Below are 18,658 nucleotides of genomic sequence, written 5' to 3' on the forward strand. Positions count from 1 at the left end.
TTCGGAGTGGAATCCTTGCGCATCTTGTTTGTCGGCGACGTGGTCGGCCGGTCGGGTCGTGCCGCCATCGAGCAGTACTTGCCCGGCCTGCGCCAGGACCTGGCGCTCGACGTCGTGGTGGTGAACGGCGAGAACGCCGCCGGCGGCTATGGCCTGACCGCCAAGATCGCCCAGCAGTTCTTCGAGCAGGGCGCCGACCTGATCACGCTCGGCAACCACGCCTGGGACCAGCGCGAGCTGCTGGGCCATATCGATTCCGAGCCGCGCATCGTTCGTCCGCTCAACATGATGCCCGGCACGCCCGGGCGTGGCAGCGGCGAGGTGCGCCTGCCCGACGGGCGCCGCGTCCTGGTGGTCCAGGTGCTGGGCCGCCTGTTCATGAACCTGGTCGACGATCCGATGCGCGCGCTGGAGGCCGAACTGGCCGAGATCCGTCTGGGCGCCGGCGTCGACGCCATTCTGGTCGACGTCCATGCCGAGGCCACCAGCGAGAAGCTGGCGCACGGCCATGGGTTCGACGGGCGGGTCAGCGCCGTGGTCGGCACCCATACCCATGTCCCCACCGCCGACCATCGCGTCCTGGCCGGCGGCACCGCCTTCATGACCGATGTCGGCATGACCGGCGATTACGACAGCGTGATCGGCATGGACAAGCACGCCTCCCTGGAACGCTGGCGCTCGCCCTTGCCGGGGAGGAAGATGGAACCGGCCCTGGGCGAGGCGACCCTGTGCGCGGCGCTGATCGAGACCGACGATTCAACCGGGCTGGCCCGGTCGATCGAGCCGGTCCGGATCGGCGGCTCCATGCCCGCGGCGATGCCCACTGTCCTCTAGGCCCGCGCCGGTTTCCGGGCCGAACCCGGCGACGCGACATCTCCTTCCAGCCCTCTCCCCTTATCGCAAGATCGAGCGCCCCCCATGTCCCTGCCGATGATCCATGTGCTTCCCGACCACGAGCGCCGCCTGCGCAACGGATCGCCCTGGATTTACAGCAACGAGATCAAGCCGGAGCCCAGCCTGCGTGGCCTGGAGCCCGGCACGCTGGTCAAGGTCGCGTTCGCCGACGGCAAGGCCTACGGCCTGGCGCACTACAACCCGCATTCCCTGATCGCCGGACGCGTGCTGACCCGTTCGCGCGACGTCGAGATCGGCCCGGCCTTCTTCGAGCGACGCTTCGCCCGGGCGCTGGCCCTGCGCGAACTGCTGTTCGACACGCCCTACTACCGCCTGTGCCATGGCGAGGCCGACGGGCTGCCCGGCCTGATCGTGGATCGCTACGGTGATACCCTGGTGGCCCAGGTAAACACCGCCGGCATGGACAAGGCCCAGGACGCCTGGCTGGCAGCGCTCGACCGCGTCCTCTCCCCCGCCAGGATCATCTACAAGGGCGACGCGCCGGTCCGCACCCTGGAGGGGCTGCCGGAGGACGTGCGGGTCGTCAAAGGTCCAGAGGACTCTCCCACCTATGCCGAGGAGAACGGCCGCCGCTTCCTGGTCGACCCGATCGGCGGGCAGAAGACCGGCTGGTTCTACGACCAGCGCGCCAACCATGCGTTCGCCGCCCGCTTCGCCCAAGGGCGCGACGTGCTGGACGTGTATTCCTACGCCGGCGGCTTCGGCCTGGCGGCAGCCGCCTCCGGCGCGAGCTCGGTCCTGATGGTCGACCGCTCCCAGGCCGCCATCGACAATGCCCGGGCCAGCGCCGACATGCAGGGCGTTGCGGACCGGTGCAGCTTCCAGCGCTCCGACGCCTATGACGCGCTGGACCGGCTGGGCAAGGAGAGCCGCAGGTTCGGGCTGGTGATCTGCGATCCGCCTGCCTTCGTGAAGTCGAAGAAGGACCTGAAGGCCGGGCTGAAGGGCTACCGCAAGCTGGCCCGTGCCGGGGCGGCCGTGGTCGTCGAGCAGGGCTTCCTCGTGATCTCGTGCTGCTCCCACAACGTCGACGCCGAATCCTTCCTGGCGGAGGTTTGGGCCGGGATCCGCGAGGCTGGCCGGGGGGGCCGCGTGCTGCATCGCGCCGGTGCGGACGCCGATCACCCGATCCACCCGGCGCTGCCCGAGACAGTCTACCTGAAGTTCCTGGTCTGGGCGCTCGACTGACCTGCTCCTGGTTGGTCTAATTCAACCATAGGTATTGCACTGCGCCCAACAATTCGCCTAGACGATGGCGTGGCTCTTTCGCCATGCCGCCGTCTGGACGGATTGCCGCGATGTCGACCACCAGGATCCGTGCCGCATCCGCCGAGGCGACCGCCGAGCGGGCTGACGCCGATCACGATGTCCTGCTGACCGCCTTTTCCCGGCTGGCGACCATGCTCGAACGGCCGGTCGGCATGGCCGAGATGCGCGCGGCGGCCCCGATGCCCGAGGGACCGGTGGATCGCCGCCACCTGGCCCGGATGGCGCACCGGCTGGGCTTCGACGTGGCGATGGTGAAGCCCAGCGCGCGCCGGCTGCGGGGCCTGCCCATCCCCTACCTCGTGATCGGCCGCAAGGCGGGCGAGGCCTGGATCGCGCGGGCGGCGAGCGGCGACGCGCTGGTGCTGGTGGATCCCTCGACCGGCGCCACCGAGACAATGGATCGGGGCAGCGTCGCCGCGCGCGCCGACGGAATCCTGCTGATCCGCCCGGAGGACAAGGATCGCGAGAAGGCCGGGTCCTGGCGCGACGACCTGTTCGAGCGGCTGCGCCCGGTCCTGGCGGAGCTGATCGTCGCCTCGGTGGTGATCAACCTGATCGCGCTGGCAGCGCCGCTGTTCATGATGGTCGTCTACAACAAGGTGGTCAGCCACGGCGCGCTCGGCACCCTGGACGTGCTGACGGTCGGCATGATCACCCTGGTCCTGTTCGAGATGGCGCTGCGCGCGGTGCGCTCGCACATCTCGGCCCATACCGGCGCCCGGCTCGACGCAGCGATGGGAGCGGAGGTGATGCACCACGTGGTGCGCCTGCCGTTCCGGGTGTTCGAGCAGATGTCGGCCGGGCAGATGGTGGAGCGGCTGCGCCAGCTGGAGCCGATCCGGACCTTCTTCACCTCGCAGATGCCGCTGGTCCTGGTCGACCTGGCCTTCTCGCTTCTGTTCGTGGCCGCGGTGTTCGCGCTCGATTCCCGCCTGGGGCTGACGGTGCTGGCCGCGATCCCGCCGTTCTTCGCCCTGTCCTGGCTGGCCCATCGCAGTCAGGCCCGGCTGCTGCGTGGCCATTTTCGGGCCCAGGCGGCCAAGGCTGCGGTGATGGGGGAGACGGTCGCCAATGCCCTCACCGTCAAGTATCTGGGCCTGGAGCCCGAGATGGAGCGCCGCTTCGAGAAGCGGCTGGCGGAGAGCGCCTGGACCGGCTTTCGCGCGGGCGACGTCTCAGGAATTGCCGCGGCGATCGGCCTGGGCCTGCAGCAGGCGGCCGCGCTCGTCCTGATCTATGTCGGCGCTCGCGCGATCGTCGCCGGCGACCTCACCATCGGCGCCCTGTTCGCCGCCAGCATCCTGGGCGCCCGGGCGCTGGCGCCGCTCCGGCAGATCTTCGGCACCTGGCGGGAGTTGCAGACGGTGCGCGAGGCGTTCGCCCGGCTGGACACGCTGATGGCGGAGGAGGTCGAGGGGACCGAGGCCAGCGGCCATGGCGACGTGAAGCTGAGTGGCCGCCTCAAGCTCGAGGGTGTGAGCTTCGGCTATCGCGGCGACGGCCGGCCCGCCATCGAGGACGTGACCCTGGAGGTCGAGCAAGGACGGATCCTGGGCGTCACCGGCGCTCCCGGCTCGGGCAAGAGCACGCTGGTCAAGCTGCTCTTGGGCGTCGAGGCGCCGACCGGGGGCCGCGTCTTGATCGACGACTTCGACGTGCGCCGGCTGGCGCCCTCGGTCTACCGCTCGCAGATCGGCGTGGTCCCGCAGGACATCCAGCTCTTTGCGGGCACGATCGCCGAGAACATCACCATGGGTGCGCCGGACCGAAGCTTTGCCCGGGTGGTCGCCGCCGCCCGGTTCGTCGGGCTGCACGAGGCGGTCCAGCGCCTGCCCGAGGGCTACGACACCCGGCTCGGCGAGCGCGGCGCTGGCCTGTCGACCGGGCAGCGCCAGCTGGTCGCGATCGCCCGGGCCCTTGTCCGCAATCCCCGCATCCTGGTGATGGACGAGGCCACCAGCGCCCTCGACACCGCCACCGAGGAGGCGTTCCTGGCCAACCTGCGCCGCGCCGCCGCCGGCCGCACCATCGTGCTGATCACCCACCGGATCGCGGCGCTGTCCTTGTGCGACGAGGTGGTGGTGCTGCAGCACGGCAAGATCGTCCGCAGCGGCCCCTCCGCCGAGATCGTGGCCCATCTCTCGGGCCGCACCGCTCGCTCCAACCTCCACGCCGTATCCTGATCGAAGGGAGGGCGACATGGCGTTCCTGGCCCGCTGGACCGACTTTCTTCCCGACGCCCAGGGGCTGATCGAGCGGCGCGCCTCGCCGCTCGCGAGGGTGCTGGTTCTCTCGATCGCCGGCCTGCTCGCCTGCCTGATCGGCTGGATGGCCTGGGCGCAGGTCGAGCAGGTCGTCCGGGCGGAAGGCCAGGTGGAGCCGAAGGGCCGTGCCAAGCTGATCAACCACCCGAACGGCGGCAAGATCGCCGAGATCCTGGTGGAGGAAGGCGAGCATATCGCCGCCGGCGCGGTGCTGGTCCGCTTCGATCCCGAGATCCGTGAGGCGGAGCGCGCCGACCTGCGGGCGCGCCTTGCCTCCGCGACCGCTTCGGCGGCGCGGCTGGAAGCCGAGGCGGACAATCGTGAGCCGGCCTTCCCAAGCCTCCTGGCCGAAGCCGATCCAGCCCTCATCGAGGACGAGCTCCGCCTGTCGCGGGCCCGCACCGATGCCGCCGCCAACGAAAAGCGTGCGCTGGAGGAGCGGATCCTGGCCAGAACCTCCGACACCAAGGCGGCGGCAGCGGAAATCGCCCGCCTCAGGAACAGCTTGAGCCTGCAGAGGCAACAGCTTGAGGCAGTGAGAGAACTTGCCTCGCGGGATCTCTATCCCCGCATGAAGCTGGTGGCGGTGGAGCAGCAGGTCGCCGATCTGGCCGGGGAGCTTGCCAAGGCAGAGCAGCACCTGCTCACTGCCCGGGCCGAGCTGGAGGAGAGCCGGACCCGCTCCGCCGCGATCGACACCGAGCGCCGCTCCAGCGTGCTGACCGAGCTGGCTCTGGTGCGGGCGGAACGCGACCGGCTGGCGCGCCAGCTCGATGCTCAGGACGCGCTGCTGCGCGGCCTCGCGGTCACCGCTCCGGTGGCCGGCTTCGTCCAGGACATCCAGATCAGCGCCGCCGGCCAGGCGGTGGCGCCCAACCAGCCGATCATGAAGCTGGTCCCCTCCGACGAGGGCCTGGTGATCGCGGCGCGGGTCCAGAACGACGAAATCGGTCATCTGCGCGAAGGCATGGTGGCGCGGGTCAAGGTCCACGCCTTCGACTTCGTGCAGTTCGGCGCCCTGGAGGGACAGCTGCAGACCATCGCCCCCGACGCTAGGCGCGACCGGCCGGATGCGGCGCCGGTCTATGCGGTGACTGTGGTCACCGGCGAGCCGGCCGGCCGCAACGGCCCCAGGATTCAGCCGGGCATGCTGGTGGATGTCGAGATCGCAGTCGGCAAGCGCACCGTGCTGGGCTACCTCACCGACCGTCTGCGCCGGATCGGCGACGAGGCGTTCTCCGAGCTCTGAGGCGCCGCTAGCGCTGCTCCCCGCTCATCGCCAGGACCTGGTTCTGGTAGAAGGTGAAGCGCCGGCTGTTGAACCCCCGGCAGTCCTGCACGACGCCGTCGCCCCGCCGCCGGTCGTTCCAGTGGTAGCTTGCCTCCACCACCATCCGGTCGCCCTTCTGCTCGACGATCTCGGCCTTCTGCACCGTCATCTCCGGCAGCAGGCAGCGGCCGTTTCCCTCGATGCCGTGGCGTCGGTAGTAGTGCTCCATCGAGGCGACGAAGCCCGGATGCTCCGGAAGGATCGGTGCGCCGGTGCAGCCGGTCGCCAGGATGGCCACGCCCAGGGTCAGGATGCGGGACAGGCTCATCGGGTCAAGTTCATCGACGTTGCTCTCCGGTCATCGATTCGACCTGCAGTCCTGCCGGCCCCTTGGCGACAGTGAACACCCGGGAGTTGAACCCGCTGCAGATATTGGCTTCGTTGCGGCCGAGCATCGGGTCGTAGCCCCCGAACCGGTCGTCCTGCCACGCATAGCGGACGCCGACCACCAGCTTCTCGGGCGTTTCTTCCAGAACTTCCCACTGCGTGATCGACATGCTGGGCAGGACGCAGCGAGCACCCTCCTCCCAGGCATGGTCACGGTAGAAGCTCTCGATCTTCCATTTCAGGTCCGAGTACGGACCGAGATCGGTCGTGGCAGCGCACCCCGCCAGGAGCAGCATTGCCGCAAGCCCCCCCGCGAGGGCCCGTGCCAGGCGCTGGATGGGGATCATAAGGCCTTCTCCCGAACGGCGGGACGCTGGACCGCCTTCTGGCGCTGCGGCAGCCGGAGCCGGAAGGTCGTCCCGCCCGATCCGGTCGCCGCCAGCTCGATCTCGCCGCCATGCGCGCGCATGATCTCGCGGACAATGGCCAAGCCCAGGCCGCTGCCGCCGAGCTTGTCCTTGGCCCGGAACGGGTGAAACAGCCATTGCAGCGTGCCCTGGGACACGCCCGGGCCATTGTCGGACACCTCGATCCAGACATGCCCCTCGGCACGGCCAGCGCCGACGAGGATGTCACCATCCGGCCGGTTCTCCAGCGCTTCGTAGGCGTTGCGCAGCAGGTTCTGCAGCACCCGGAACATCTGGTCGCGATCGGCATGCACCACCAGCTGCGGCGGCACCTCGACCCGCAGGCGGACCACGCCGGCCTGTGGCGGCGGCGTGGCGTCGTCGACCTCCTCGACCAGGCGTGCCAGGGAGAAGTCGGTCTCGGTGAGGCGGGGCTTCTCGTCGCGCGCAAAGCGCAGCACGTCGGTGCACAGGCGGGTCGCCCGCTCCAGGCTGTCGATCAGCCGCGGCGCGATCCGCCGGACCTCGGGATCCTGGCTGTGCTCCAGCGTGTCGGACAGGAGCACGGCGGTCGACAGCATGTTGCGCAGGTCGTGGTTCACCCGGCTGACTGCGGCGCCCAGCGTCGCCAGCCGGGTCTGCTGGCGCAGCGCCCGGCGCACCTCGGTCCGCATCTCGTCGACCGCCATCTCCAGCCCGCCGATCTCGTCGCTGCGGCCGCTGGGCGGATGATCGACCGATTCGTCCTCCGGGTCGCCATGGAAGGCCGCGACCTCCCGGGAGATGCGGATGATCGGCGCGACGATCCAGCGGTCCAGGATCACGACCAGAGTCCAGCCGAGAACCAGCGTGACCAGCAGGGACACCAGCGCCATGTCCAAGGCGTGCTTCAGCGTCTTGGCGCGCAGCTCGTCGTCGGTGGTGAAGACCTCCACCAGCGAGCCCACCTGGACCGGCGAGCGCTGAACGAGCACGATTTCGCGGCCGCCGCCCACCAGGAGGAGGTTGAGCGCATCGGTGATCTTGGTGGTGATCCCCGGCGGGTCGTCCAGGTTGAACGCTCCGTCGATCTCGCTCCGGGCAAAGATGTCGCCGACCCGCCATTCGGTGTTGTCAGAGCGCACGATCAGGCCGGCGCTGCGCAGCCGCCGCATCAGGTTGAGCACTTCCGCGGGCGTGGACGTGTCGGTGCCGTCCGGCGCGAACGGGCGCATGATTGCAATGGCGTCGGCGACGAGCATGTCCTGGGCCATCTGCCGCTCGAGCTGCTCGTAGCGATAGGTGGCGACCGACCAGCTCAGCACCGCCAGTTCCACGCAGACCAAAATCGAGACCACCAGCACGATGATCTTGGTCTTCAGGCTCCGTTCGGGTCGATGCCCATGTTGGGATGCCGCGCCTTGCAACCGCGTTGTCCACCTTCTTGCCCGCGCCGGGGGCATTCTCGCCAAGGATAGGGCCGCTCCCGACCGGCGCAAGAGCCGGTCGGCCGGGCGACGAGCCGGATAATCGGCCGGGATCGCGCCGCGCATTTGACAAATGCGCGGCAACGACCCTATCAGCACCCCGACGTCGCCGGCGGCAGCCGACGACGCTGGCCGTGTCTTGCGCGACGCGGCGCCTGTCATCCCTCTATTATGTCGAGAGACGCTCGTGAAGCGGACTTATCAGCCCAGCAAGATCGTGCGGAAGCGCCGCCATGGCTTTCGTGCCCGCATGGAGACGGTTGGCGGCCGCAAGGTGATCGCGCGCCGTCGCGCCCGTGGCCGGAAGCGCCTGTCGGCCTGATCCGAGGGGTCCGGGCGACATGGCGACGATCGTGACGTTGAAGAAGCGTCCCGACTTCCTCAGGGTCGCCAAGGGGCGGCGCTGGCATGGCCCCGGCATGGTGGTCCAGTTCGCGCCGCGCCTGGCTGAAGACGGGCACACAGGGGTCGGCTATACGGCGAGCCGCAAGGTAGGTGGCGCCGTTGTCCGCAACCGCGCCAAGCGGCGTCTGCGTGCCCTGGTTCGGGAACTGGTGCCGCAGGCGCAGGCCGGCGGCATGGACCTGGTTCTGATCGCCCGTCCCCAGACCGCGATCTTCCCCTTCGATGACCTGCGCGCGGACCTGTCCACCGCCCTCGCCAAGGTCGAGGAGAAGCGGAAATGAGGGTTGGGCGCATTGTCACGGCGCTCCTGTTCGGCGCTTGGCGTTTGATCGCCTCGCCTCTACTAGGACCCGCCTGCCGTTTCGAGCCGACCTGCTCGCGCTACATGCAGCAGGCCATTGACACGCACGGACCGCTCCACGGCCTAGGCCTGGGCGTTGTCCGTCTTTGCCGCTGCCATCCCTGGGGTGGCTTCGGCTTCGACCCTGTCCCGCCGCGGCGGCAGCGCCCGGTCTGTACGACCGGGCAGCAAGTCTGATCGCCTGGAGATCGAGCTCATATGGGCGACCAGCGTAATCTCATCGTGGCCATCGTCTTCTCGGTCGCGATCATCCTGGGCTTTCAGTATTTCTACGAGCTCCCGCGCCTGAAGCAGGCGCAGGAGCAGCAGCGGACCGCCCAGAGCGTTGAGGAGCTTGCGGCGAACCAGCCGGCGGCCCAGGGGACCGGGCCGAACGCCGTTCCCGGTGCCGCGCCTGCCGGCCAGCCGCCGGTCGAGGACGCGCCGCGGGTGCGCATCGACAATGGCCGCCTGCACGGCTCGCTGTCCCTGAAGGGCGGGCGGATCGACGAGGTCGAGCTCGCGAACTACCACGAGACTGTCGACCCGAGCTCGCCGGAGATCGAGCTCCTGAACCCGACACGGGGGGACGGTGCCTATTTCGCGGAGTTCGGCTGGGTCGCCGACGAGGCCACACCGGCCGCGGTCCCGGGCGCCGATACCCTCTGGCAGGCGGACGGCGAGCGGATCGGCAACGGCTCGCCGGTCACGATGACCTGGCAGAACGGCCAGGGGCTGACCTTCCGCAAGACCCTGTCGCTCGACGACAACTACATGTTCGAGCTGGAGCGCAGCGTCACCAACGACACCGACCAGCCGGTGACGCTCCATCCCTACGGCCTGCTCGGCCGCTGGGGCACGCCGCCCACGCTCGGTTACTACATTCTCCACGAGGGCCCGATCGGCGTGTTCCAGGAACGCCTGGAAGAGCCGAACTACAGCGACGTGGTCGAAGAGACCCAGGAATACACCTCGACGGGTGGCTGGCTGGGCTACACCGACAAGTACTGGCTGGCGTCGCTGGTGCCGCCGCAGGATCGCGAGATGAACGCGACCTTCCGGCACACCACGGACAACAACCTCGACAAGTACCAGACGGATTACCTGGGTGCGCCCGTGACGGTGGCGCCGGGGCAGACGGTCGACCTGACCGAGCATCTGTTCGTCGGGGCGAAGGAGGTCAACCTTCTGGACCAGTACAGCGAGGATCTGAATATCCCGCTGTTCGACCGCGCGGTCGACTTCGGCTGGTTCTACTTCCTCACCAAGCCGTTCTTCCACATCCTGAACTGGCTCTATCACGCCACCGGCAACTACGGCATCGCGATCCTGGGCCTGACGCTGCTGGTCAAGATCGTCCTCTTCCCGCTGGCCAACAAGTCCTACAAGTCGATGAGCGCCATGAAGGCGCTGCAGCCGGAAATGGAGAAGCTGCGCGAACGCTATTCCGACGACCGGACGAAGATGCAGACCGAGCTGATGGCGCTCTACAAGCGCGAGAAGGTCAACCCGGTCTCCGGCTGCCTGCCGATCCTCGTCCAGATCCCGGTGTTCTTCGCGCTCTACAAGGTGCTGTTCGTCTCGATCGAGATGCGCCACGCCCCGTTCTTCGGATGGATCCAGGATCTCTCGGCGCCCGATCCGACCTCGATCTTCAACCTGTTCGGCCTGATCCCCTGGGATCCGCCGGCCTTCCTGATGATCGGCATCTGGCCGCTGATCATGGGTGCCACCATGTTCATCCAGCAGCGCCTGAACCCGCAGCCGCCCGATCCGCTGCAGGCCAAGCTCATGATGTACCTGCCGCTGATCTTCATCTTCATGTTCGCGACCTTCCCGGCAGGCCTGGTCATCTACTGGGCATGGAACAACACCCTGTCCGTGCTGCAGCAGTGGTACATCATGAAGCGGCACGGCAAGCCTGTGCCGGCGCCGGCCAAGACGTGAGCCAGACCACCATCCCTGAGGATGACGAAGCGGCCCGCCTGGAGGCGGGCCGTCTTCTGTTCGCGCAGCCAGTGACCTTCATGCGCGGCGTGGCGGAGCTCAGCCAGCTTCCGCCGGCCGAGCTGCCGGAGGTGGCGTTCGCCGGGCGCTCCAACGTGGGCAAGTCCAGCCTGATCAACGCCCTGGTCAACCGCAAGGACGTGGCCCGGGCGTCCAACACCCCGGGCCGCACCCAGGAACTGAACTTCTTCGACCTGGGCGGCCGGCTGGTCCTGGTCGACCTGCCCGGCTACGGCTATGCCGCGGCGCCGAAGTCGCGGGTGGACGCCTGGAAGAAGCTGGTGACCCGATTCCTGGCCGGGCGTGCGCCGCTGGCGCGGGTCTGCGTCCTGGTCGACAGCCGCCACGGGCTCAAGGATGTCGACCTGGCGACGATGGACACGCTGGCCAAGGCGGCGGTGCCCTATCAGGTCGTACTGACCAAGGTCGACCAGATCCGCGGCGGGATGATCACCGATCGCCTAGCCGAGGTCACCGATGCGCTGGCGCGCCGGATCGGCGCCCTGCCCGACCCGGTCCTGACCAGCGCCGAAAAGGGCACCGGCATTCCGGAATTGCGGGCACTGCTGGCCGCGCTCGCGGCGCCACGCGTCGACCGTTGACGGCGGGGCGCGGCCACGCCCTTTCGGAGCCGCCGCCTTTTCTCTGCCGCCGGATCAGGCTATCCGCCCCTGCATGTCCTGTGCGGCATTCTGGGTCGACGGTCGGGTGCCGTCCAAGCTGGGGAGAACGACGCCGATGACGACCGACATCCACAAGGTCGCCGACACGCTGATCGAGGCGTTGCCCTATATGCGGCGCTATCAGGATGCCATCATGGTCATCAAGTACGGTGGCCATGCCATGGGTGACACTTCGGCCGCTCGCGACTTCGCCCGCGACGTGGTGCTCCTCAAGCAGGTCGGAATCAACCCGGTGGTCGTCCATGGCGGCGGCCCGCAGATCAAGTCCATGCTCGACCGCCTGGCAATCCGCTCGGAGTTCGTGGACGGGCTGCGGGTGACCGACGCCGCCACGGTCGAGGTCGTCGAGATGGTCCTGGCCGGCAAGATCAACAAGGAGATCGTCAACGCGATCCAGGCAGCTGGCGGCCGCGGCGTCGGCCTGTCCGGCAAGGACGGCCGGCTGATCCAGGCCAAGAAGCTGACCCGGACCCGGCGCGACCCGGACAGCAACATCGAGCAGGTCCTGGACCTGGGCTTCGTCGGCGAGCCGGAGAAGGTCGACCGCACCCTGATCGACGTCTTCAACGGCACGGATGTCATCCCGGTGATCGCGCCGATCGGCGTCGGCGCCGATGGCGAGACCTACAACATCAATGCCGATACCGCCGCCGGAGCCGTGGCCGGCGCGCTCGCCGCCCGCAAGCTGCTGATGCTCACCGATGTCCGGGGCGTGCTGGACGGCGACAAGCAGCTCATCCCTACCCTGTCCGCCGAGCATGCCCGCGGCCTGATCAAGGACGGGGTCATCTCCGGCGGCATGATCCCCAAGGTGGAGACCTGCCTGCAGGCGGTCGACCAGGGCGTGGAGGCTGCGGTGGTGCTGGACGGGCGCGTGCCGCACGCGATCCTGCTCGAGCTGTTCACCGAAGGCGGTTTCGGCACCCAGATCGTCCAGTCCTAGGACCGTCAACGCCCGGTCGCACCATCGTCATCGGCAGCATCTAGCTTTCCTCCCGGCACCCACGCCGGGATGGAAATGGCGTTGCCGACCACGATCCTCGATCCGCAGCTCTCCTGCACGGCCGCGCCGGATGCCCCGGCCACCTGGGGCCGCGACGCGCTCATGGCGCTCTCGGCCAGCGGCCGGCTGGACAGCCTGATCGTCTCGGACCTGCATCTGGGACTGCGCGGAAGCCGCTCGACCGATCTCCTCAAGCTCCTGCAGAGCCTGCGCTTCGACCGGCTGATCCTGCTGGGCGACATCCTGCACGACTCCCGGCTGCGCCGGCTGTCCGGCGACGATTGGGCCCTGATCGCCGCGTTGCGGGCCCTGCGCCACCGCCCGGGCGGGCCGGAAGTTCTGCCGGTCTCCGGTAATCACGACCGGCCCTGCGGCGACTTGCTCGGCCGGCTGCTCGATCGCCCGGTTGCCGAATCGGTCAGCTGGAACCATGCCGGCCGGCGGTTCCTGGCGGTGCATGGCGACCTGTTCGACCGCTTCGTCACCCGCCACCGCCGCACTGCCAGCGCCGTCTCTGCGGCGTTCAGCTTCTGCCAGCGCCGGATGTCCCGCCATGGGCGCTGGCCGCATGTCGCCGACCAGTTCCATGTGCGCATGACCGGCCTTGGCCGCCGCATGGCCGAGGCTGCCCTCGCCCACGCCCGCTTGAACGACGCCGACGTGATCTTCTGCGGGCATACCCACCAGCCCTACGCGCGCTCCCATGCCGGCGGCGGACCGTCGACACGCCCCCTCACCTACCTCAACACCGGAGCCTGGCTGGGCGTCCGCCCCAGCCTGGTCACCGTCGCCCGGGACGGTAGCGCCCGCCTTCACCAATTCGCCTGACGAAAGGAACGGCGCCATGAGCAGCGCGTTGGTCAGAACCGCCGCCGAGGACCAGGGGCAGGGTGTCATCCGGACGGTGCTCGACCGGCTGTTCGTCCTGGCGTTCGACGACTTGGTCTACACCCAGATCTGGGAGGATCCCGAGATCGACCTGGAGGCGATGGAACTCCGCCCCGGGATGACGATCGCCAGCATCGCCTCGGCGGGCTGCAACCTGCTGGCCTATTTGAGCGCCGATCCGGCCCGGATCGTCGCGGTCGACCTGCTGGATGGCCACCTGGCCCTGCTGGAAATGAAGCGCGTCGGATTGAAGCGCCTGGAAACCGGCAAGCTCCGACGCTTCTTCGCCCATGCATCCAGCCCCGACAACTCGGCCGTGTATGCGCAGGAGCTGGCGCCGGAACTGAGCCCGGCGGCGCGCGCCTTCTGGGAGCATCGCAAGCGGCTGGGAGGACGCAGGATCGACCGGTTCGCTTCGGGCTTCTGGAAAGAGGGCCTGCTCGGCCGCTTCATCGGCATGACCCACCTGATCGCCCGGCTGCACGGCCTGAATCCGCGGGAGCTGCTGGCCTGCCGGAACCTGGCGGAACAGCAGCGCTGGTTCGAGGAACGGGTCCGGCCGGTGCTGCGCTCGCCGGTGCTGCGCTTCCTCCTGAACCGGCCTGCCACGTTCTTCGGCCTGGGCATCCCGCCGGCGCAGTTCCAGGCGATGCAGGCCGAGGCGGGCTCGATGGTGCAGACCATCGAGGAGCGCCTGGAACGTCTGGCCTGCATGGTCCCCCATGCCAGCAACCCCTTCGCCCGGCAGGCGTTCGGCCGAAGCTATGGCGAGGATGGGACGGCGCTGCCCATGTGGCTGGACAGCCGCTTCCTCCCTGCCATCCGGGACCGGGCGGACCGGATCGACGCCCGCCGGCAGGATCTCGCCGAGAGGCTGCGCGCCGAGCCCGCCTGCTCGATCGACCGCTTCGTGCTGCTGGACGCCATGGACTGGATGAGCGACCGCCGGCTGGTCGAGCTCTGGAGCCAGATCGAGCGTACCGCCAAGGCGGATGCCCGGGTGATCTTCCGTACCGCCGGCCCCACCAGCATCATCGAGGGACGGGTGCCGCGCTCGATCCTGGAGGCCTGGCGCTACGACCAGGAGCGCAGCCGCGACCTGTTCGCCCGCGACCGCTCCGCCATCTATGGCGGCTTCCACCTCTACGAGCGGAGGGCCGAGGCATGAGCGCCACCCAGGCGATCGACGTCGCCGTGCGCATGGACCGGATGTACCGGCACCAGCGCTACATCTACGACCTGTCCCGCAAGTACTATCTCCTGGGCCGTGACCGCCTGCTGACCTCGATCCCGGTCGAGCCTGGCCAGGCCCTGCTGGAGATCGGCTGCGGGACCGGCCGCAACCTGGTGGAGCTGGCCCGGCTTCATCCCGAACTGTCCCTCTATGGCATCGACGCATCCCGGGCCATGATCGACAGCGCCCGGGCATCGGCGAGCCGTGCGGGCGTCCTCGGCCAGATCCGCCTGGGCTTTGGCATCGGCGAGCAGGTGGATGCCCGCGACCTCGGCCGCCCGAACGGCTTCGACCACGTGCTGTTCTCCTACGCGCTCAGCATGTTCGACGAACCGGTGCTGGCCCTCGACCAGGCGATCGGGATGCTGGCGCCGGGAGGCTCCCTGCACGTGGTCGACTTTTCCGACCAGGGTGAACTCCCCGCATGGTTTCGCCGGGCCCTGGTCAGCTGGCTCGCCCGCTTCGGCGTCCACCACCGGCCCGAGGTCGCCCGGCATCTCGACGCGCTGGCCAGGGCCCAGAAGGGCGAGTTTCGCTTCCAGCCCGTGGCACGGCGCTATGCCGAGATCCTGACGTTCCGGCCGGCTCACTGACCGGCCGGAACCCGCCAGGAGCTAGCTGGCCGGCATCGGCAGGCCGAGCGACTGATGGATGTAGGCCCGCACCGCGGGCTGCAGGCCCAGCTTCTCGGCCAGCTGGTTCAGGTACGAGACCTCCTGGGGCGTATCGGCGGTGATCGCCAGGATCGAGGCGGCATAGACCTGGGCCGCGACCTCCAGGCCCGGCACCGCCGCCACCAGCACGTCGATGTCGAGCGGCTTGCCGAGTTCCCGGAGCACCCAGTCCCGCTCCTCGCCGTCGGCGCCTTCTTCCTTGAGCTTGCCGACGATAGCGTTCATCTCGGCCTCATCGATATGGCCATCCGCCTTGGCCGCCGAGATCATCGCCATCAGGATCAAGCGCTGCGTCGCCTCCTCCGGAGCCGGCACCTCATCGGGCGTCACCGCCGGAACCGGCTGCTGGACGGCTGTAGGCGCGGCCTGGCCAGATGGACCCGATTGCCCGGCGCTGCGCAGCGCGTTCATGGCGATCATGCCGATCACGCCGATGGCCGCGCCTCCTAGGCCGCTGCTGACCTTGCCGCCGCCGAGCAGCGAGCCGACTACGGCGCCCAGGCCGCCGGCGGCGAGCTTCGGGTTGTCGGCAGCAGCGGTTCTGGCCTGCCCCAGATACTGGCTGGCGAGTTCGCTGAGCCCGCCCAGGCCGCCTGCTCCTCCGGACCCGACGGTGGAACCACCACTGCCACCCAGGAGACCGCCGAGCAGGCTGCCCAGCCCCGGCTGGCTGTTCGCCGCCGCCTGCATCCGCGAGCCGGCGCCCCGAGCCATCCCCGACTTGAGCAGTTGCCCGATCAGATCACCCGTGTTCATCATGTCTCTCCGTAAGTTACGCTGCCCAGGGTTCATGCGTGCGCCGGCCCGTGCTAGCTCCGCACCCCGAGCGCGGACGGAGGTTCCATGGCCGACTTCAAGACGATCGACGAATTCGACCCGAAAGGGAAGCGGGTGCTGGTCCGGGTCGATTTCAACGTGCCGATGCAGGACGGCGAGGTCACCGATTCGACAAGGATCGAGCGCGCCGCTGTGACGCTCAAGGAACTGATGGGCAAGGGCGCTCGGGTCATCGCCCTGTCCCACTTCGGCCGGCCCAAGGGCAAGGTCGAGCCGGCCATGTCCCTGGCGCCGATCGCCAAGGCCTTGGGCAAGGCTCTCGGCGGAACCGAGGTCGTGTTCGGCAAGGACTGCATCGGCCCGGAAGCCGAGACGGCGGTCTCCCAGGTGAAGAATGGCGGGATCGCCCTCCTGGAGAACCTGCGCTTCCATGCCGGCGAGGAAAAGAACCACGCCGAGTTTGCGGACTCCCTCGCCTCGCTGGGCGACATCTACGTCAACGACGCGTTCTCCTCGTCCCACCGGTCCCATGCCTCGGTCACCGGCCTGGCCGAGCGTCTCCCTGCTTATGCCGGCCGGCTGATGGAAGCCGAGCTGAAGGCGCTGGGCGCGGCGGTGGGTGACGCGGATCGCCCGGTTGCGGCGCTGGTGGGTGGCGCCAAGGTGTCGACCAAGCTCGACGTGCTCGGACACCTGCTGGACAAGGTCGACGTGCTGATCATCGGCGGCGGCATGGCCAACACCTTCCTGCACGCCAAGGGCGTCGATATCGGCAAGTCCCTGTGCGAGAAGGACTTGGCCGACAACGCCCGGGCGATCATGGAGAAGGCCAAGGCCCGCAACGTCCGCATCCTGCTGCCGGAAGACGGAGTGGTCGCCACCCGGTTCGAGCCGAATGCGGAGAACCGGGTGGTCGCGGTGGACTCGGTCGGGCCCGAGGAGATGATCCTCGACATCGGGCCGAAGAGCGCCGAGACGGTTGAGAAAGCGCTGGCCGACTGCAGGACCCTGCTCTGGAACGGTCCGATGGGCGCCTTCGAGGTGACGCCGTTCGATGCGGGCACCAACAAGGTAGCCCAGGCGGCCGCGCGCCTGACCCAGGACGGCAAGCTGCAGTCGGTGGCCGGCGGCGGCGACACCGTGGCGGCACTGGCCCATGCCGGCGTGCTCGAGCAGTTCTCCTACGTGTCGACCGCGGGCGGGGCCTTTCTCGAGTTCATCGAGGGCAAGGAACTGCCCGGCGTAGCGGCCCTTGCCCGCTGAGCGGGCTGGCGGTCACGATCCATCACGGCCGCCATCTGGCGGCGGTGCCGGCGGTCGAGGCTGAGATCGGCCTCGACCTGCTCCCGGTGAGCCCGGCTGGAGCCGTGGTCTATGCGGGGCCGTCCTTCTTCCTGGAACTTGAGCGGCTGCATGGCCGCTCCATCCTGATGGATTGCGGCGGACAGGCAGGTGATGTGCTGGCCTGCCTGCGGACTGGGCTCCGCGATCTTCTGTTTACCGGCGCCATGGAGATGGCGGACCGCCTCGAGGTGATCGCCGTGCAGCAGCGTGCAGCCCTGCGCCGGTCCCTTGACCTGCCGTTGCTCGAGCTTGGTGTCGACGACGATCTGGGACATGCCTGCCGCATCCGTGGATATGCGGCACCGCGAGGCATCACGCCTGTTTGACGACCCGATAGAGGCTGTGGTCTTAACCGCTTACGGTTGGGCGGTGGCCCGAAACGTTAGGGAAAACGGAAGATGCGCGTGACGCCGGCGGTCAAGAAGATCCTCTCGTACTACGAGAGCGAGAATCCGGGCGTGAAGTCCAATCTTGCCCGGCTGATGATGCAGGGCCGCTTGGCGGGCACCGGCAAGCTGGTGATCCTGCCGGTGGACCAGGGCTATGAGCATGGCCCTGCCCGCAGCTTCGCTGCAAACCCCGCCGCCTATGACCCGCACTACCTCTACGAGCTGGCCCTGGAGGCCGGCCTGTCCGGCTATGCAGCACCGCTGGGCTCACTGGAAGCCGGTGCCGACACCTATGCGGGCGAACTTCCGCTGATCCTCAAGGTCAACAGCGCCAACTCGCTGTCCAAGGGCGTCGCCGATCAGGCGGTGACCGGCAGCGTCCGCGACGCCCTGCGCCTGGGCTGCGTCGGCATCGGCTTCACCATGTATCCCGGCTCCGACTACAATTACGGGATGATGGAGGAACTGCGCGAGCTGACCCTGGAAGCCAAGTCGCACGGCCTGGCCACGGTGGTCTGGTCCTACCCGCGCGGTGGCATGGTCACCAAGACCGGCGAGACCGCGATCGACATCGTCGCTTATGCCGCGCACATGGCAGCCCTCATGGGTGCCAATATCATCAAGGTGAAGCCGCCGACCGACGCGCTCGACCTGGAAGCCGCGAAGAAGGTCTACGAGGACAAGCAGATCCCGCGCGCTACCCTGTCCGAGCGGATCGCCCACGTCATGCAGGCGAGCTTCGCCGGCCGGCGCCTCGTGGTGTTTTCGGGCGGCGAGGCCAAGGGCGCCGACGCGCTGGTCGAGGAAATCAAGCAGATCAAGGCCGGTGGCGGCTCCGGCTCGATCGTCGGCCGCAATGCCTTCCAGCGCCCCAAGGCCGAGGCCCTGGACCTGCTCGGCAAGATCGTCGACGTCTATCGTGGTGACGCCTGAGCG

20 protein-coding genes are annotated in these 18,658 nt (G+C 68.7%); 16 read left to right on the top strand and 4 right to left on the bottom strand.

Annotated elements, in window-relative coordinates; genetic code table 11:
- Positions 1–15: 15 nt before the first annotated feature.
- From GEMRO_RS0123420 to GEMRO_RS0123435, 4 genes are all read left to right on the top strand, one after another.
- A complete protein-coding gene (locus tag GEMRO_RS0123420; protein WP_027135956.1) occupies positions 16–834 on the top strand; it encodes a TIGR00282 family metallophosphoesterase in 819 nt (272 codons plus the stop codon).
- An 84-nt stretch (positions 835–918) separates the two neighbouring features.
- Positions 919–2,103, top strand: a complete 1,185-nt coding sequence (locus GEMRO_RS0123425; protein WP_035485887.1) for a class I SAM-dependent rRNA methyltransferase — start codon at positions 919–921, stop codon at positions 2,101–2,103.
- A gap of 110 nt (positions 2,104–2,213) precedes the next feature.
- A complete protein-coding gene (locus GEMRO_RS0123430; protein WP_027135958.1) occupies positions 2,214–4,367 on the top strand; it encodes a peptidase domain-containing ABC transporter in 2,154 nt (717 codons plus the stop codon).
- 16 nt (positions 4,368–4,383) lie between these two features.
- A complete protein-coding gene (locus GEMRO_RS0123435) occupies positions 4,384–5,697 on the top strand; it encodes an HlyD family type I secretion periplasmic adaptor subunit (protein WP_027135959.1) in 1,314 nt (437 codons plus the stop codon).
- 7 nt (positions 5,698–5,704) lie between these two features.
- On the opposite strand, the gene GEMRO_RS0123440 is transcribed toward GEMRO_RS0123435, so the two are convergent.
- The 3 genes from GEMRO_RS0123440 to GEMRO_RS31420 are packed head-to-tail and all read right to left on the bottom strand — an operon-like array spanning position 5,705 to position 7,855.
- On the bottom strand, positions 5,705–6,046 hold the full coding sequence (locus GEMRO_RS0123440; protein ID WP_027135960.1) for a C1 domain-containing protein: 342 nt from the start codon (positions 6,044–6,046) through the stop codon (positions 5,705–5,707).
- Positions 6,047–6,056: 10 nt separating this feature from the next.
- A complete protein-coding gene (locus tag GEMRO_RS0123445; RefSeq protein WP_027135961.1) occupies positions 6,057–6,452 on the bottom strand; it encodes a hypothetical protein in 396 nt (131 codons plus the stop codon).
- The gene (locus GEMRO_RS31420) at positions 6,449–7,855 is read right to left on the bottom strand and encodes a sensor histidine kinase (RefSeq protein WP_051329396.1); all 1,407 of its coding nucleotides are present in this window, start codon (positions 7,853–7,855) and stop codon (positions 6,449–6,451) included. Before GEMRO_RS31420 ends, GEMRO_RS0123445 begins: the two co-directional genes overlap by 4 nt.
- A gap of 310 nt (positions 7,856–8,165) precedes the next feature.
- On the opposite strand from GEMRO_RS31420, the gene rpmH reads away from it, so the two are divergent.
- The 9 genes from rpmH to GEMRO_RS0123490 all read left to right on the top strand — a co-directional run bounded on the left by rpmH (position 8,166) and on the right by GEMRO_RS0123490 (position 15,131).
- Positions 8,166–8,300: a 50S ribosomal protein L34 gene (gene rpmH, locus GEMRO_RS0123455; RefSeq protein ID WP_027135962.1), complete on the top strand. Its 135-nt coding sequence runs from the start codon at positions 8,166–8,168 to the stop codon at positions 8,298–8,300.
- A 19-nt stretch (positions 8,301–8,319) separates the two neighbouring features.
- On the top strand, positions 8,320–8,664 hold the full coding sequence (rnpA, locus tag GEMRO_RS31425; RefSeq protein ID WP_051329397.1) for a ribonuclease P protein component: 345 nt from the start codon (positions 8,320–8,322) through the stop codon (positions 8,662–8,664).
- On the top strand, positions 8,661–8,921 hold the full coding sequence (gene yidD / locus GEMRO_RS33735; RefSeq protein WP_084507467.1) for a membrane protein insertion efficiency factor YidD: 261 nt from the start codon (positions 8,661–8,663) through the stop codon (positions 8,919–8,921). The genes rnpA and yidD overlap by 4 nt, the downstream gene beginning before the upstream one ends.
- Before the next feature lie 21 nt (positions 8,922–8,942).
- On the top strand, positions 8,943–10,670 hold the full coding sequence (gene yidC / locus GEMRO_RS0123465; RefSeq protein ID WP_027135963.1) for a membrane protein insertase YidC: 1,728 nt from the start codon (positions 8,943–8,945) through the stop codon (positions 10,668–10,670).
- Positions 10,667–11,332, top strand: a complete 666-nt coding sequence (gene yihA / locus GEMRO_RS0123470; RefSeq protein WP_027135964.1) for a ribosome biogenesis GTP-binding protein YihA/YsxC — start codon at positions 10,667–10,669, stop codon at positions 11,330–11,332. Before yidC ends, yihA begins: the two co-directional genes overlap by 4 nt.
- A gap of 136 nt (positions 11,333–11,468) precedes the next feature.
- The gene (argB, locus tag GEMRO_RS0123475; protein WP_027135965.1) at positions 11,469–12,356 is read left to right on the top strand and encodes an acetylglutamate kinase; all 888 of its coding nucleotides are present in this window, start codon (positions 11,469–11,471) and stop codon (positions 12,354–12,356) included.
- A gap of 81 nt (positions 12,357–12,437) precedes the next feature.
- The gene (locus GEMRO_RS0123480; protein WP_169728441.1) at positions 12,438–13,244 is read left to right on the top strand and encodes a metallophosphoesterase family protein; all 807 of its coding nucleotides are present in this window, start codon (positions 12,438–12,440) and stop codon (positions 13,242–13,244) included.
- A 16-nt stretch (positions 13,245–13,260) separates the two neighbouring features.
- Positions 13,261–14,472 carry a DUF3419 family protein gene (locus tag GEMRO_RS0123485; protein WP_027135967.1) on the top strand — a complete coding sequence of 404 codons (1,212 nt, stop codon included), beginning with the start codon at positions 13,261–13,263 and terminating at the stop codon, positions 14,470–14,472.
- Positions 14,469–15,131 carry a class I SAM-dependent methyltransferase gene (locus GEMRO_RS0123490; protein WP_027135968.1) on the top strand — a complete coding sequence of 221 codons (663 nt, stop codon included), beginning with the start codon at positions 14,469–14,471 and terminating at the stop codon, positions 15,129–15,131. The genes GEMRO_RS0123485 and GEMRO_RS0123490 overlap by 4 nt, the downstream gene beginning before the upstream one ends.
- A gap of 21 nt (positions 15,132–15,152) precedes the next feature.
- Here GEMRO_RS0123490 and GEMRO_RS0123495 read toward each other — a convergent pair whose 3' ends face one another.
- Entirely contained in the window at positions 15,153–15,968 is an 816-nt protein-coding gene (locus GEMRO_RS0123495; RefSeq protein WP_027135969.1) for a tellurite resistance TerB family protein, read from the bottom strand.
- An 87-nt stretch (positions 15,969–16,055) separates the two neighbouring features.
- Here GEMRO_RS0123495 and GEMRO_RS0123500 point away from each other — a divergent pair, with 87 nt between their 5' ends.
- The 3 genes from GEMRO_RS0123500 to GEMRO_RS0123510 all read left to right on the top strand — a co-directional run bounded on the left by GEMRO_RS0123500 (position 16,056) and on the right by GEMRO_RS0123510 (position 18,655).
- The gene (locus GEMRO_RS0123500; RefSeq protein ID WP_027135970.1) at positions 16,056–17,252 is read left to right on the top strand and encodes a phosphoglycerate kinase; all 1,197 of its coding nucleotides are present in this window, start codon (positions 16,056–16,058) and stop codon (positions 17,250–17,252) included.
- 44 nt (positions 17,253–17,296) lie between these two features.
- Positions 17,297–17,659 carry a hypothetical protein gene (locus tag GEMRO_RS0123505; RefSeq protein WP_027135971.1) on the top strand — a complete coding sequence of 121 codons (363 nt, stop codon included), beginning with the start codon at positions 17,297–17,299 and terminating at the stop codon, positions 17,657–17,659.
- A 72-nt stretch (positions 17,660–17,731) separates the two neighbouring features.
- The gene (locus GEMRO_RS0123510; protein ID WP_027135972.1) at positions 17,732–18,655 is read left to right on the top strand and encodes a class I fructose-bisphosphate aldolase; all 924 of its coding nucleotides are present in this window, start codon (positions 17,732–17,734) and stop codon (positions 18,653–18,655) included.
- Positions 18,656–18,658 lie beyond the last annotated feature (3 nt).

Source organism: Geminicoccus roseus DSM 18922 (assembly GCF_000427665.1).
GTDB classification, from domain to species: domain Bacteria; phylum Pseudomonadota; class Alphaproteobacteria; order Geminicoccales; family Geminicoccaceae; genus Geminicoccus; species Geminicoccus roseus.